We start from the raw sequence: 14,293 nt of genomic DNA on the forward strand, positions 1-14,293 counted from the left end.
TGAAGTTTGGATAACGACGGTTGCGAGAATGCGCATAGCGAAAACTCTTCACATTCCGGGCGGCGGAGGATTATGACCGCCCCGAAGTCGATGCAGCATCGGCGTCACCGCGACGGCGGCGACGAGTGCCGTCAGCGAGGCCACCCACAGGCCCGCCTGCGGGCCCCACTGATCACACACCCAGCCGAGCAGAGGCATGCCGATCGGCGTGGTCCCGAGGAAGACGAGACCATGCAGCGCCATCACCCGACCGTGCATCGTCGGCTCCGTGCGCAACTGCAGCAGGGTCTTGGACAGCGTATTGAACATCAGGTTCGTGACGCCCATGAGCAGCACGGTCGACATCGCCAGCCACAGCCACGGCGAGACGGCGATCATCGCGTTCGTCAGGGCGAAGCCGAAGCCCGCCAGCAGCAGGCGCCAGCCGGTCACGCGCTCGGTGGCGGCTGTGATCAGGGCGCCGATGACGGCGCCGACCCCGAGCGCCGACGTCAGCCAGCCGTACGTCTGGGCGTCGCCGTGGAAGGTCTCACTCGCCAGGATGGGCAGGACCGCCCGGAAGTTCTGCCCGAACAGCGCCACGACGGCGATCAGGATCATGCACGCGCGCAGCTCGGGATGCGAGAACACGTAGGCGAGACCCTCGAGCACGCTCCCGCGCTTGCGCTCGCCCTTGCCGCCCCCCACGACGTCCAGCCGGATGAGCGCGAGCCCCCACAGCACGGGGACGAACGACAGCGCGTTGACCGCGAAGGCCCAGCCACTGCCGGCGAACGCGATCAGCACGCCGGCGATGGCCGGCCCCACGAGCCGCCCGACGTTGTGCACCGTCGAAGCGAGCGCCTGCGCGTTGACGTAGTCCTGCGGCCTGGTCACCTCGGCCACGAACGCGTGTCGCGCGGGGTTGTCGAAGACCGTGACGAAGCCGAGCGCCAGCGAGAAGGCGAACACCACCCACAGCTGCACGGCGCCGACCAGCACGACCACGGCGAGCCCACCCGCGAGGATCATGCTGATGACCTGGGTCAGCATGATGAGCTTGCGCCGGTCGAGGCGGTCGACGACGGCGCCGCCCCACAGCCCGAGGAAGAGCACCGGCAGGAACTGCAGGGCCGCCGCGATCCCGACATCGACCGCCGATCCGCTCAGTTCGAGCACCAGCCAGTCCTGGGCGACCCGCTGCATCCAGGTGCCGATCGTGCTGACAGCGTGGCCGGTGATGAACAGCCGGTAGTTGCGGTGGTTCATCGCGCGCAGCGCTCTCGGCCACGTCGGTCGTCTCATCCGGGCTCCTCCGGTCACGGGCGGGCGCACGTCACCGCCGGCACACGTGCGCCGTAGCCGGAATGACACCGGTCATCGGGCGCTGCTGTCTCGCGTGATCACTGCGCGCCCGCGTTCTTGAGGAGCTCCTCGTAGGATCCCTCCCACTCCGGGCCGTTCTCGAGGAGTTCGCCGTCATCGACATACCGGACATCGACATGCTGCAGCGGGTCGTCCGCACCATCGGGCACGATCGCCGTGGTCAAGCCCTTCTCCGCCAGGAGCACCTGCCCCTCCTCGAGCATCCAGTCGGCGAACAGCGTGGCGGCCGCCGGGTGCTCGGCCTGCGCGATCAGCCCGACGCCGTTGGGACGCGCGAAGACCGGCTCGACCAGCGGTGCGTACTCGAGCGGGGCACCCGCCCGCTTCTGCTGCTCGACGATATAGGTGCAGTTCGACGCGGCGAGGTCGAACGCGCCCGACTGGTGCCGGTCCACCATCGCGATATGACCGTCGTACACCACTCCGCCGTCGGCGATGTCGGCGAAGAGCGCGTCGACCTCCTCCTGCGTCTTCCCCTGCTCCAGCCAGTAGGTGGAGAGGGCCATGTACCCCCGGCGCCGAGACGACGACCGGGGGTGACACATGCGGGTCAGATCGTGGCGATCGACGCGATCATCCCTTGTAGTTCGGGGCGTCCTCGAAGAAGTGGATGTTGTCGTAGCCGAGGTGCTTGAAGATGCGGTTCTCCGACTGGAAGAGACGCACCTCCTCACCATCGCCGGCGAAGATCTGCACCACGTGGTTCTGGGGCACGTAGATCGTGTCACCCTGGACGAAGTCGAAGCGCTTCGGCTCGAGCGCGATGCGCGCGTAGTACTTCTCCGCGATCTCGGCTTCGACCTCCCACATCAGGAAATGACCGCTGCCCTTGAGTGCGTAGAAGACCTCGTCGGCCATCTTCCAGTACTTGCCCGAGCGCGAGCCCGCGTCGATCTGCAGCTCGTACGAGTCGGTCGAGAAGATGCGGCCGTCCGTCTTCTCCTTCGAGGCGATGATGCGCTGGTTGCCGAGTGGCGTGACCTCCCAGGTCGTGTCCTCGACGCCGACGACCTTCTTGCGGTCGAGCACGCCGGGCGTCCAGATGCGGCCCCACTCCTCGCGCTCGCCGAACTCCTCCGGGCGGTCGATGGGGCCCGAGCGACCCTGCTGGATCAGGCCCATGAACATCCAGGTGCTCTTCGCCTTGACGACCAGCGCGACGGCCTTCTCGTCGTACGGGTTGAAGTGACGGTGCACCGAGTCGGTGTGCACGTAGACGAGGTCGTCCTTCTTCCAGTCGTAGCGCTGGTCGTCGTGGATCTCGTAGCCCTTGCCCTCGAGGATGTAGAAGGCCGCCTCGTTCTGGTGGCCATGCCCGTGGTTGGAGGACTGCGGCGGCAGCTCGACGAAGTGGACGTGGATCGTCTGGGTCAGGAACTCCTCGTCACCGGGCCCGATGCGCCACCAGGTCCGCGACTTCTCACTGTCACCGGAGTGACCGACCTTGGCGTCGTCGGTGACGTACTCGTCGTTTCGCACGCGGTTGTACGAGAGCTGCTGCTGGCGGAACTCATTCAGACCGTACGTTGCGGAATCCAGGCCGCGAACGAAGGTGCGCAACTTCTTTGCCATCTATTTCCTCCAATTGGGGAGAGGACCTCACCTGGCAGGAGCCACAGCACCTCGCCTATGAGGGGGAACGGTCTAAACAATAGCCTAAAGGCCCGGGGGGCGGCGAAGAAATCTCCACGGATCAGCCGCCGACGAGGTCGCGGTACTTGTCGTCCCAGAACTCGTAGTTCTCCGTCATCTCCTCCAGCGGCACCGCGACGGTCTCCATGCCGGCGATCGGGCTGTCGTCGCGCGGCACGGATCCGATCCGGTGCACGTCGGGCCACAGGTCCTGCCCATCCGACAGCATCCAGTCCATGAACAGGATCGCGGCCGCGGGGTGCTCTGCCGACGCGAGGATCCCCGCCCCGTTCGGACGGGTCACGACCGGAGCCACGACCTTCTCGCCGTGCTTCCATGCGACCGGGGCGCCCTGGTCGGCGGCGGTCCCGTCGACGTTGTGCTGGTAGATGGACAGGGCGATGTCGATCTTGCCCGACGCGAGCATGTCGCCCATCGCGCTGTGCCCCTTCTCGAACGTGCCGTTCGCGGCGAGCGCGGCCCACATCTCGTCGACCTCCGCCTCGCTCAGGCCCTGATCGAGGTAGTACCGCGACACGGCCGCGTACCAGTCGACGTCGCCGATCTCGAACGCGATCTTGCCCTTCCACTTCGGATCAGCGAACCCGGCGAGATCGTCCGGCAGCGTCGAGCCGTCGATGTTGTCCGTGTTCCACCCCACGACGAACGCGTTGACGTAGGTCGATGTCCAGCCGTCGAAGCGGCCCTCCTCGGGCACGGCGTCGCGGTACTCGCTCTCGTAGTCGGCGAACAGGCCGGCCTGGGCCATCACGTTGTTCTCGTTGAAGTTGTTGTCGACGACATCGACGTTCAGGCTGCCTGCGGCATTCTCCGACATGATCTTCTGCAGCACGGTCTCGGAGTTGGCGCGGGTCGCCTCGACCTCGATGTCGTACGCCTCCTCGAACGCCGCGATCATCGGATCCACGTCGGTGTTCGAGGTGTAGATGGTCAGCGCCCCCTCCTCCTCGGCGAGCTCCACGAGCCGGTCGGTGCGCTCCTGACCCGTCAGGCCCGCGATCTCGTCGAACACGGCCGCCTCGGTGTCGACCTCAGCCCCGGCCTGCACGGTGGGTGCTCCGCCGCAGCCCGCGAGCAGGATCGTGATGGTCGCCAGGCCGCTGGCGACCGCCGGCATCCGCTTGTTCATGGTGTCTCCTTCGATGTCGCCTGCAGAGGCTTCTGCGCCAGCACCGTGCTGGCCAGGGTGTCGAGCGTGAGCACCTCGGCGTACGTGGCGCCGAGGGTCTCAAGCGTGCCGTCGTGCGCCGGCCGCGCACGGTCGAAGCACGCATCCGCGATCACGATCGCATCGCGACCGCTCGAGGTCGCGTCGGTGGCCGTCGCGCGGATGCACGCGGACGTGAGCCCGCCGCAGATCACGACGGTGTCGATCCGCTCCCGCGTCAGGTAGACGGGCAGCGGCGTGGCGACGAACGGGCTCGCGCGCGTCTTCGCGAGCACCCACTCATCGTCGCGCGGCGCGATCGCCGCCGGGAAGTCGCCGAAGTCGTCCGGCACCGTGGTGCGCCCGGGTCCGCGCCGCGCGCTCGCGCGGCCGGTGAATCGCTGACCGTCCGTGTCGGCGCGGGTGAACACCACCGGCAGCCCTCGGTCGCGGAAGAGGCCGATGGCCGAGGCGATCGTCGGCATCGCCTCCCAGGCGCCCACCCCGGTGTCACCGGGCGACTCGGCCCCGGTGAAGCCATACGTGACGTCGACGACCAGGAGGGCGGGCCTCATGTCGCGTTCCACTTCTCCACGAGGTCGTCGAGCGACATCACGTCGGCGTACTTCATGCTCATGTCGAACAGGTTGTTGCAGTGCGCGAACCAGGATCGGTCGAAGCACGCGTCGTCGACCACGAACGTGCGGTAGCCGTTCGAGCACGCGTCGACCGTCGTCGCGCGGACGCACCCGGAGGTCGACACGCCGCACACGATGACCGACTCGATCCCCTCGCGCACGAGGTAGACCGACAGCGGGGTCTGGAAGAACGCGCTCGCCTTCGACTTCTCGAGCACCCACTCGCTCTCGAGAGGGGCGATGGCGTCGGGGAAGTCGCCGAAGTCCGCCGTCAGCTTGGTGCCCGTGCGCTCCTTCTTGGTCGCGTTGCCGGCGAACTGCTGGTCGTTCGCGCTCGAGCGCGTGTAGACGACCCGCGCCCCCTTGCTGCGGGCCAGCTCGATCAGACGGGCGATGGTCGGCATCGCCTCCCACGCGCGCGGACCCGCCGCGGTCGAGTACTCCCTGCTCGCCTCCTCCTGCGAGAGGCCCTCCGATCCGGTGAAGCCGAACGTGACGTCGACGACGATGAGCGCGGTCTTCCCACCGAGCTCCATCGCGCTCGCGCGCATCTTCGCGCGTTCGTCCTCCGGCACGTTCTCGAGCCAGCGCTTCATGAGCCCTCCTCGATGCCGAGCCCTGCGATCACCTGGTCGAGCGTGCGCACGTTCACCATGCGCGGGAACACCTTGCGCATGAAGAACTCGCGCTGCTCCTCGTAGCCGTGGCAGCAGTCCTCGACGACGGTCACCTGGAAGTCCTTGTCGCGCGCCGAGTACGCGGTGGACGCGATGCCGACGTGCGTGGATCCGCCGACGAGCAGGATCGTGTCGATGTCGCGACTGCGCAGCGACAGCTCGAGGTGCGTGCCGTGGAATGCATTCCAGCGGTGCTTGGGCACGTCGTAGTCGCCCGGCTGCGGCGCGAGCTCGGCAAGCACCTGGTACTGCACTGATCCGCTGTCGTACGGCGGGTGATGCTTCGCCGGGTGCTCCGTCGTCCACGGGCGGAAGGAGGCGTCGGTGTCGGCGATGCTGCGCGCGAAGTCGGCGCCGTCGATGCGGTGGTCGGCGCGCGCGTAGAAGATGGGCACGCCGACCGTGCGGCAGGCCGCGATCAGCCGCGCGGTGGTCTTCTGGGTTCCGGCCGCTTCGATCGGCGCGCGGTACGCCTCGAGCATGTCGAAGACGATCAGGCCCGTGCGCTGCGGGTCGTAGGTCGTGGGCGGCACTGCGGGTCGTTGCATGTTCTCTCTCTCTGCCTCAGGACGGAGCCGGGCGCGCGGTGCGCGGAGCCCGCCTCCGTCCTGCGTCGATCACCGTCCGGTGACCTCGGCGTACAGCTGCTCGTAGTGGTCGTACTGCTCCACGAGCTCGCTGGGGTCGACGAACAGGGTCTCGACACCCTGCAGGCCGTCGTCCGCCTCCGCCTCGAGCGACGATCGCAGGCCCGCCTCGCGGAGCACCTCCTGTCCATCCGTGAGGATCCACATGTAGAAGAGGTAGGCAGCCGCGGGGTGGGGCGCGCTGTTCAGCAGCGCGACGCCGTTCGGCCGCTGCACCACGGGCTCGACGAGCGGCTCGTAATCGAGCGGAGCGCCCGTCGCCGCGATGCCTGCGGTCTGGTAGTCGTACGTCGACATCGCGACCGCGTACTGCCCGGCCGCGAGCTGGTCCATCTGCGTGGCGTGACCGTCGACCATGACCGAGTTGGCGGCGATGCCCTTGAAGATCTCCATCACCTCGTCCTCGCTCATGCCCTGCTCGAGATAGTGCTCGTACAGGGCCATGAACCAGTCGACCTCGTTGATCTCCATCGAGAGCATGCCCTCGTACTCCGCGCCGATGCGCTCGGTCACCTCGGCCGTGCGGCGGCCCGGCGCCAGCAGGGGCGGCCTGCTGTACTTCAGGTCGAAGACCGCCGGCCCGTAGGGGCGGCTCTGCTCCTGCGTCTCGTAGATGCCGCGGAAGCCCTTGGTCACCACCAGGCCGACCGTCGCCCCCTTCTCCTCCAGCAGCGCGTTGGTCGCGACCGTCGTGCCGTGGCAGAAGAAGACGATGTCGCTGGCCTTCACGCCGTCCTTCGCCAGCACGTCCAAGCCGTCGAGGATGGCCCGCCCTGGGTCGTCCGGTGTCGAAGGCACCTTCAGCACGCGGTGCTCGCCGGTCTCCTCGTTCAACAGCACGAAGTCGGAGAACGTGCCCCCGGTATCGACTGTCAGGCGGTAGTTCGGCATCGGCCACCTTCCATCATCGTTGACTGTGGTCAGTCAATAGGATGGTCAGGCCTCGGTCAAGTATTTTTCTCGAACGTGCTGCTACGATCTATCGACAAGGCAGATGAGTCCTTCACAGGAGATCGTGCACGAACGCACCCAGCTGCTCGAGGTTGCGGCACTCGACCATCTCGATGAGTTGCGCGTACTGATGCGCGGCCGAGTCGCCGATCCCCCAGTCCTGCCGCGGCTCCGGGTTGAGCCAGAATGCGTGCTTGACCTTGCCGACCATCGCTTCGACGGCCTCCTCGCCGAGCGCCGAGTAGTTCGACCGCGCGTCCCCCAGCACGAGCAGCGTCGTCTTCGCCCCGAGGGCGTCGGCGTGCTCGGCCACGAAGCGCTCGAACACCTTCCCGTAGTCGCTGCGCCCAGCAAGCAGCGCCTCCCGGGTGCTGCCGGCGAGTTCGGCCATCACCTCCGCCGCGTCGGCGCCGGGGCGGAACCGGTCGGTCACCTCGGCGATCCCGTCGACGAAGGTGAAAGCGCGCAGACCATGGAACACCTCGCGCAGGGCGAACACGAACATCAGCGTGAAGTGCGCGAAGTCGGCGACCGACCCGCTGATGTCGCACAGCACCACGAGATCCGTGCGGTGCGGGCGCTTCGGCCGGTGGTGGGTCGTCAAGGGCACGCCACCCGTCCCCATCGCGGCGCGGATCGTGCGCCGGAAGTGCAGCGGGCCACCGCCGAGCGCGCGTCTCTCGCGCGCGAGCCGGGTCGCCAGGCGGCGCGCGAGCGGCTGGATCTCGCGTCGCATCGCCACCAGGTCGGCATGACGCGCCGCCGAGAAGGCCAGCCTGTCGAGCACCGGCCGCACGGTCTCGGTCGCCCGCCGCTCGGACGACTGCCGCTCGTTCCGGCGGCGGTCGATGTCGTCGCTGACCGCCTGGATGAACCGTGACATGCGCCGTTGCGCGAGCGTGTCGGCAACCGAGGCGTCCGTGCCCTCGCTGAGCAGCCGCTCGATCAGGCGGTTCACGACCCCCTGCACGTCGAGGCGCTGCAGCGTCTCGTACATCGACCAGCTGGGCGCCCCATCCGCACGGTTCGGGTCGCTCCCGAAGCGACCCACCGCGTCGGCCGCGAGCTGCCGCAGCAGCTGATCATCGAGGTCCGAGTCGCGCAGCGCCCGCTCGATGCGGCGGCGCATGGTCTCGAGCACGTCGAGGTTGTCGCCCACGGGCGTGTCGAGCTCGCCCTCCGGCGTCGGCATGCCGCGAGCGCCGTCGCCGACGCGGCGCGGGAAGTAGATGTCGAAGAGCGCGTCGAACGTCGGCCGCTGCAGCTGCCGCTTCACGATGGTCGCGGCGTAGGCCTCGCGTACCGTGTCGCGGTCGCGAAGCGACACGAGCGAGAGCGCCGCGATCGCGTCGAGATCCTCGGTCATCGAGACCGGCACGCCGGCCCTGCGCAATGCGTCGACGAATTCGAGGTGCCGCTCGAGGAGAGCCATCAGCGCGATCGCTTCATCAGCGCGACGTCACGAGTTCGCGGCGCGCACGATCCTGATCCGACACGTGCTTGAGCACCGCGCCGAGCGTCTGCATGATGGCGTCCTCGTCGAGCGTGTCGAGCTCGAGGGCGATCAGCGTGCGCGCCCAGTCGACCGACTCGGCGATCGATGGAGCCTTGCGCAGCTCGAGCTGCCGCAGGCGCGCGACCGCATCGACCACCTGCTCGGCCAGCCGCTCGCCGATCTCGGGAACGTGGCTCAGCAGGATCTCCCGCTCGCGCTGCGGGCCCGGGTAGCCGAGGTGCAGGTAGAGACAGCGGCGCTTGAGCGCCTCCGACAGCTCGCGCGCCGCGTTGGATGTGAGCACCACGAGCGGTCGCTGCACCGCCGTGATGGTGCCGAGCTCGGGCACCGTGACCTGGAAGTCGCCGAGCACCTCGAGCAGCAGGCCCTCGACCTCGACGTCGGTCTTGTCGACCTCGTCGATCAGCAGCACGGTCGGGCCCTCACGTCGGATGGCCGAGAGCAGCGGACGCTCGAGCAGGAAGCTCTCGCTGAAGATGTCGTCCTGCGTCGCGTCCCAGGACTGCTCCCCCGCGGCCTGGATGCGCAGCAGCTGCTTCTTGTAGTTCCACTCGTACAGGGCGCGGGCCTCATCGAGCCCCTCGTAGCACTGCAGGCGGATCAGCTCGGCGCCGGCGGCGCGAGCGATCGCCTTGGCGAGCTCGGTCTTGCCGACGCCCGCCGGGCCCTCGACGAGCACCGGCTTGCCGAGCGCATCGGCGAGGAAGACCGTGGTGGCCGCCACCTCGTCGGCGAGATAGCCGGCCGCGCCCAGCGCGTCGACCACGTGCTCCGCAGAGCGGAACCATGACGTCCGTGTCATAACTGCACCTTCCAGACGGAGACCTCATCGACGAGCCGGATGCCGCGAGACGCCGGCCGACGCACGCGGCCGGCGTCTTGCCCGTTCGTGGCCGCGAACGCTGAGCGCGGGTCAGCCCCCCACCAGCGCGCGGTACTTCTCGTCCCAGTACTCGAGGTTGTCCAGCATCTCATCCTCCGGAACCGAGATCGTCTCGATGCCCGCGAGCGAGTCCTCGGCCGACTCGACCGAGCCGACGCGGTAGTCCGACACGATCGCCTCCTGGCCCTTGGTCAGCAGGAAGTCCATGAACAGCATCGCGGCCGCGGGGTGCTGCGCACCGGCCATCAGGCCGGCGCCGTTCGGGCGGATGACGACCGGGGTGACATGCTTGTCGCCATCCTGCCACGCGACGGGGGCGCCGTCCTCGGCGGCCGCGCCGTCGATGGTGTGCTGGTAGATCGAGAGCGTGATCTTCAGCTTGCCGGCGGCAAGCAGGTCGCCCATCGCGCTGTGGCCCTTCTCGACGGAGGCGTTGGCCGCGATGCCCTCCCACATCGCGTCGACCTCCTCCTGGCTCATCCCCTGGTCGAGGTAGTATTGGGTGACGGCGGCGTACCAGTCGACGTCGCCGATCTCGAGGGTGATGAGACCTTTCCACTTCGGGTCGGCGAAGTCCTTGATCTCCGCGGGGAGCTCGGCCGGGTCGACCGAGTCGGTGTTCCAGCCGACGACGAAGGCGTTGAAGCGGTCGGCGGTCCAGCCGTCCATCTGACCCTCCTCGCGTACCGCATCGCGGTACTCGCTCTCGTACTCGTAGAAGAAGCCCTGCTGGTGCAGGATGTTCAGCTCACCCGAATTCGTCTCGACGAGGTCGACGCTGGTCTGTCCCGACTTGCCTTCGGCGACCAGCTTCTGCAGCACCGTCTCCGAGTTGCCTCGCGTCGGCTGCACGTCGATGTCGTACTCCGCCTCGAACGCCTCGACGATCGAGTCCATGTCGGTGTTCGACGTGTAGAGGTTGAGCCGGCCTTCCTCCTCAGCCAGTTCCACGAGACGGTCGTGACGCTCCTGACCTTCGAGAGCGTTGATCTCGTCGTAGATGGCCGTTGCCGCCGTCTTCTCTGAACCGCCCGCGGCCGCGCCGGCGGCGACGCCGGCACCTCCGCAACCGGTGAGGACGAGGGCGAGCGCTGCCGCGCCGACCAGACCCAGGATGGGCTTTCGCATGTCATCTCCCTTGATGAGTGTGATTGCAGTGTGAGAGGGACGATCATCCGACAGGTGTCGGATGATCGAGTCAGACGGTCGCCATGGCCTCTCGGCCGAGCGCCGCCGACGTCGGGAACACCAGTGACTTGATCACCACCGGCACAGCGCCCGTGGCGGGCAGCAGCTCGCCGACATCGATGAAGTCGAACGCCTGAAGGTCGAGACCGTCGATCGAGATCACAGGGCGCGGAGCGTCGAGCTCCTCGTTGATGTGGATGCCGACCAGACCGCCCACGTCGCCGTCGCCGACGAGCACCAGCGGCTGACCGGCCGCGAGATGGTCCGCCATGCCCGCGACCACGCCGCGACAGAACGCATCGAGGCGGCCGAAGGTGGCCAGTCCTCGCCAGCGGTAGCACAGCGCGATGGGCTGATCCTGGGGCATTTCGGCGAAGTGCGTCAGGCCGGCCCGCACGGCTCCGGCGATGGCGAGGGCGTCGAGCTCCTCGGCGTCGAGCGGCAGGTGCGGCATGAGCACCGGCACGTTGCGCACGGGCAGCAGCGATGTCGGCTCCACGAAGATCGTGGTGCCGCTCACCTGCACGGTGTACTGCGAGGCGCCGACCACAGTCGCGCGGATCCCCTGCTCCGCCGCCTCCAGCCGCGGGTCCCAGCCGTCGACGCGCGCACGGATCGCGGCCGCCAGGCGCGGGCCGAGGTCACCGTGATCCACACTGTCACGGCCGTATACGTACTCGGCGACGCCACCCGAGAACGAGAACGTGTCGGGCAGGGCGCCGGCCGGCAGCGGATCGAGGCGCAGCAGGGCGGCGGTCTCGGGAGCGGTGACGCCGGGCTGCATGGCTGCGAACACGTGGTCGGCCATGCGCTCGACGAGACGACTGAGCCCGCCCGCCTCGGGGACCTCGCCGAGCGCGAGCCCGAGGCCGACCTCGTCCGCCAGCCGACGTGCGGCCTCCTCGACGCGCACGACGCGCCCTTCGGCGTCGAAGGCCACGATGCGCGCGCCGACGTCGATGGCAGTCAGCGCGATCACCTCGCCGGACTCGCAGAGGGCGATCTTCGACGTGCCGCCGCCGATGTCGACGTTCATCGTCCGACCCTGATCCCTCGAGCGATCCACCGCGCCCGATCCGTAGGCCGACAGCTGCGTCTCGAGGGCGTCGCCGGCGCTCACCGACACGAAGCGACCGGCGAGTTCGCTGAAGACGTCGGCGATGATCCGCGAGTTGGTGCGGCGCACGGCCACGCCGGTCATGATCAGCGCGCCGGTGTCGATCTCGTCGGGGGTGACGCCCGCCGCAGCGTACTGGCGCTCGAAGAAGGCCGCGAGCGCGTCGCGATCCAGTGTCTCCGGATCGCTGTACGGCGTCAGAAGCACCTCCGACTCGTGCGTCACCTCGCGTCGCGTGACGATGTAGCGGTTGTCGCGGCGCTCGAGCACGATCCGCGAGAGCACCATGTGCGTCGTGGAGGATCCGATGTCCACGCCCACGCTGACGAGACGGATCTCGTCCTCCTCCTCGACCATCGAACCGGATCCGGAGAAGAACCTGCCCCCCTCGTGGTCGAGGGGCGTCAGCGCCGAGGGGTCACTGAATCCCATCGGCCATCCGCCGGCTCCGCACGTCCCACTCGACATCGGCGGGTTGCTCGAACCACTCGTCCTTCATGCGCGACTCGACGCCGTTCTCCGCCAGCTGCGCCTCGTACTCGGCGCGGATGTGCGGATCCTCCTGCCAGTAGGCGATCGCGGTGCCACCCTCGTGCAGCTCGCGGGCGGTGTAGTCCGTGTGCTTCGATCCCGGCGCGCCGGGGTCGCGACCCGGGTTGTGCGGGCCGAACCACGCTGTGAGGCGGAACGGGTCCTTGGAGACCGAGAAGTGCTGGTGGTACCAGCGCTGCCCGCCCGGTGCCGCGGTGATGAAGCCGAAGGGCTCGTAGTCGAGGCGCTGCACCTGGTCGCCGTTGCCGTCGAGCCACGGGGTGGGGCCGAGGTGCTCGGGCCACGTGTAGGTGTATCCCTTGCCCTTGAGGCAGATCAGGATGGCGGCCGAGGTGTGCGCATGCGCCTTCGAGTAGCGGCCGTTCTCGTGCTGACCGATCCAGAAGTAGAACTGGTTCCTGGTCATGTACGGCTCGACGCGGCGGTAGCCGGGCGAGCGGCGGTTGTCGAGCGGCAGATCGCAGTTGACCGCGTCGGGGATGAAGTTGGTGCGGCGCATGGCGAGACCTCGCACCGGGTCGGCCTCGATCTCCTCGTTGTAGGCGTAGAAGTCGTCTGCGCCGCTGAAACGGTCGCGGAACACGAACGGGTTGTTGTAGACGGCCTCGACGTTGTTCAGCTGGTTCAGCACGTTCGGCGCGGTGTTGCCGCCCATCAGGAGAGCCGGCTTCGAGGTGGCGTTGACGATGCGGAACCACGCGTTGATCGGGATCGAGAACATCGACCCCTTCTGCCACTCGAAGGTGTGCTTGTTGACGTCACCCTCCTGCCACACCTCGACGGTGCCGCGCCCCTCCACGACGAGGTAGATCTCCTCGAACATGTGCTTCTCGGGGTTGAGCGCGCCGCCGGCCGGCACCTCGACCACGAAGTGACCCCACTTGGTCTCGGTTCCGTAGGTCTGGATGTAGCTCCCGCGACCGCCCTTGCGAGCCCAGTCCTCGCGAGGCAGGTCCGCGACGGTGCGCACGCCCAGGCCACGGAAGACGGGGATGCCCTCGGACTCCATGAAGAGGTCGTAGGGCGTGGGCTTCTTGGTGAAATCACCGAAGCCGGCGCGCGTCTGCTGACCCGCCGGCTCCTGCCAGGCGATCTTCTTCTCGTCGTCGGACATGATTCAGCCTCCAAGCGGCACGGGGACGTCGATGGAGTGGCGCTGCGTCTCTGCAGTCGAAGCTGTCGGAGCAACGTCGCTCAATATGAACGTTATACCCTTTGCAAGCATACGGCGACCGGTCGCCGCCGGTCCCAGACGTCGGAGGTTCTGAAAGGCTGGGTGGTGTGATGCGCGATCGGTTCCTCCCTCCTCGGCTCCCGCCTGTCGATCACGGGCCCGTGCGCCGCATGGACCCTGCCCGCGAAGATTCCCCGGAGCGGCTGGTGCCATGACACGGGACTATCCCGGCGCGGAGGCCTCATCCGTCGATGTCGTGGGCCATTCCGAACTGCACAGCCAGAACGCAGACGGCGCGCTGGCGGCGGCCCTCGAGGCGCTGCGAGGCATGGGCGAGAGGATCACGTCGCCCCGCGTCGCCGTGCTGCGCGTGCTCGCGGCCGAACACGCACACCTCACTGCGGAGCAGGTCGGAGGTGCGCTCCCCGACGTCCACCGGGCGACGGTGTTCCGCACGCTCGACAAGCTCGCTGCGCTGGGCCTCGTCTCCGCATCGCGCATGGACGAGGGCACGGGCTATCACCTGGCCGTCGTCGCTGCCCGACACGACCACCTCCACGCGCGATGCCAGCAGTGCGGCCGCGTCGAGGCGCTCCCCCGCGAGGCGTTTCGTGAGGCCCGCGATCATGTGGCCGACGAGACCGCGTTCCGGGTGAATCTGCGCGCCTCCGTGCTGGTGGGCATCTGCGCGGCGTGTGCCGCGTCGAGATGACGCCGTGCCGAACGCAGAGCCGGCGGCGGACTGCGAACCTGGAGTCACAGCATGCGGTTCAGAGGTCACACTC

14 protein-coding genes are annotated in these 14,293 nt (G+C 68.2%); 1 reads left to right on the forward strand and 13 read right to left on the reverse strand.

Going from position 1 to position 14,293, the window contains the following annotated elements; genetic code table 11:
* Positions 1-48: 48 nt before the first annotated feature.
* The 13 genes from B5M43_RS11070 to B5M43_RS11130 all read right to left on the reverse strand — a co-directional run bounded on the left by B5M43_RS11070 (position 49) and on the right by B5M43_RS11130 (position 13,448).
* Positions 49-1,284, reverse strand: a complete 1,236-nt coding sequence (locus B5M43_RS11070; RefSeq protein ID WP_082542862.1) for an MFS transporter — start codon at positions 1,282-1,284, stop codon at positions 49-51.
* Positions 1,285-1,382: 98 nt separating this feature from the next.
* A complete protein-coding gene (locus B5M43_RS11075; protein ID WP_134745468.1) occupies positions 1,383-1,871 on the reverse strand; it encodes a hypothetical protein in 489 nt (162 codons plus the stop codon).
* Between the two features lie 67 nt (positions 1,872-1,938).
* Positions 1,939-2,937 carry a cupin domain-containing protein gene (locus tag B5M43_RS11080; protein WP_134745467.1) on the reverse strand — a complete coding sequence of 333 codons (999 nt, stop codon included), beginning with the start codon at positions 2,935-2,937 and terminating at the stop codon, positions 1,939-1,941.
* Positions 2,938-3,058: 121 nt separating this feature from the next.
* Positions 3,059-4,147: an ABC transporter substrate-binding protein gene (locus B5M43_RS11085; RefSeq protein WP_134745466.1), complete on the reverse strand. Its 1,089-nt coding sequence runs from the start codon at positions 4,145-4,147 to the stop codon at positions 3,059-3,061.
* Positions 4,144-4,740, reverse strand: a complete 597-nt coding sequence (locus B5M43_RS11090; protein ID WP_055987637.1) for a cysteine hydrolase family protein — start codon at positions 4,738-4,740, stop codon at positions 4,144-4,146. Before B5M43_RS11090 ends, B5M43_RS11085 begins: the two co-directional genes overlap by 4 nt.
* A complete protein-coding gene (locus tag B5M43_RS11095) occupies positions 4,737-5,399 on the reverse strand; it encodes an isochorismatase family protein (protein ID WP_055987634.1) in 663 nt (220 codons plus the stop codon). The genes B5M43_RS11090 and B5M43_RS11095 overlap by 4 nt, the downstream gene beginning before the upstream one ends.
* Positions 5,396-6,028 (reverse strand): cysteine hydrolase family protein, encoded by a 633-nt coding sequence (locus tag B5M43_RS11100; RefSeq protein ID WP_055987632.1) that lies wholly within the window; start codon positions 6,026-6,028, stop codon positions 5,396-5,398. Before B5M43_RS11100 ends, B5M43_RS11095 begins: the two co-directional genes overlap by 4 nt.
* 69 nt (positions 6,029-6,097) lie before the next feature.
* Entirely contained in the window at positions 6,098-7,018 is a 921-nt protein-coding gene (locus tag B5M43_RS11105) for a hydantoinase/oxoprolinase N-terminal domain-containing protein (protein WP_134745465.1), read from the reverse strand.
* A gap of 112 nt (positions 7,019-7,130) precedes the next feature.
* Positions 7,131-8,510 (reverse strand): VWA domain-containing protein, encoded by a 1,380-nt coding sequence (locus tag B5M43_RS11110; protein WP_055987628.1) that lies wholly within the window; start codon positions 8,508-8,510, stop codon positions 7,131-7,133.
* 16 nt (positions 8,511-8,526) lie between these two features.
* Positions 8,527-9,396 carry a MoxR family ATPase gene (locus B5M43_RS11115; RefSeq protein WP_055987626.1) on the reverse strand — a complete coding sequence of 290 codons (870 nt, stop codon included), beginning with the start codon at positions 9,394-9,396 and terminating at the stop codon, positions 8,527-8,529.
* A gap of 111 nt (positions 9,397-9,507) precedes the next feature.
* Positions 9,508-10,605, reverse strand: a complete 1,098-nt coding sequence (locus B5M43_RS11120; protein ID WP_134745464.1) for an ABC transporter substrate-binding protein — start codon at positions 10,603-10,605, stop codon at positions 9,508-9,510.
* A gap of 70 nt (positions 10,606-10,675) precedes the next feature.
* On the reverse strand, positions 10,676-12,214 hold the full coding sequence (locus B5M43_RS11125; protein WP_055987622.1) for an ethanolamine ammonia-lyase reactivating factor EutA: 1,539 nt from the start codon (positions 12,212-12,214) through the stop codon (positions 10,676-10,678).
* A complete protein-coding gene (locus tag B5M43_RS11130; RefSeq protein ID WP_134745463.1) occupies positions 12,201-13,448 on the reverse strand; it encodes a cupin domain-containing protein in 1,248 nt (415 codons plus the stop codon). The genes B5M43_RS11125 and B5M43_RS11130 overlap by 14 nt, the downstream gene beginning before the upstream one ends.
* Before the next feature lie 271 nt (positions 13,449-13,719).
* Between B5M43_RS11130 and B5M43_RS11135 the strand changes: the two genes are divergently transcribed.
* Entirely contained in the window at positions 13,720-14,220 is a 501-nt protein-coding gene (locus B5M43_RS11135) for a Fur family transcriptional regulator (RefSeq protein WP_055987618.1), read from the forward strand.
* Positions 14,221-14,293 lie beyond the last annotated feature (73 nt).

It is taken from the genome of Microbacterium sp. MEC084, from assembly GCF_004514465.2.
GTDB lineage: Bacteria > Actinomycetota > Actinomycetes > Actinomycetales > Microbacteriaceae > Microbacterium.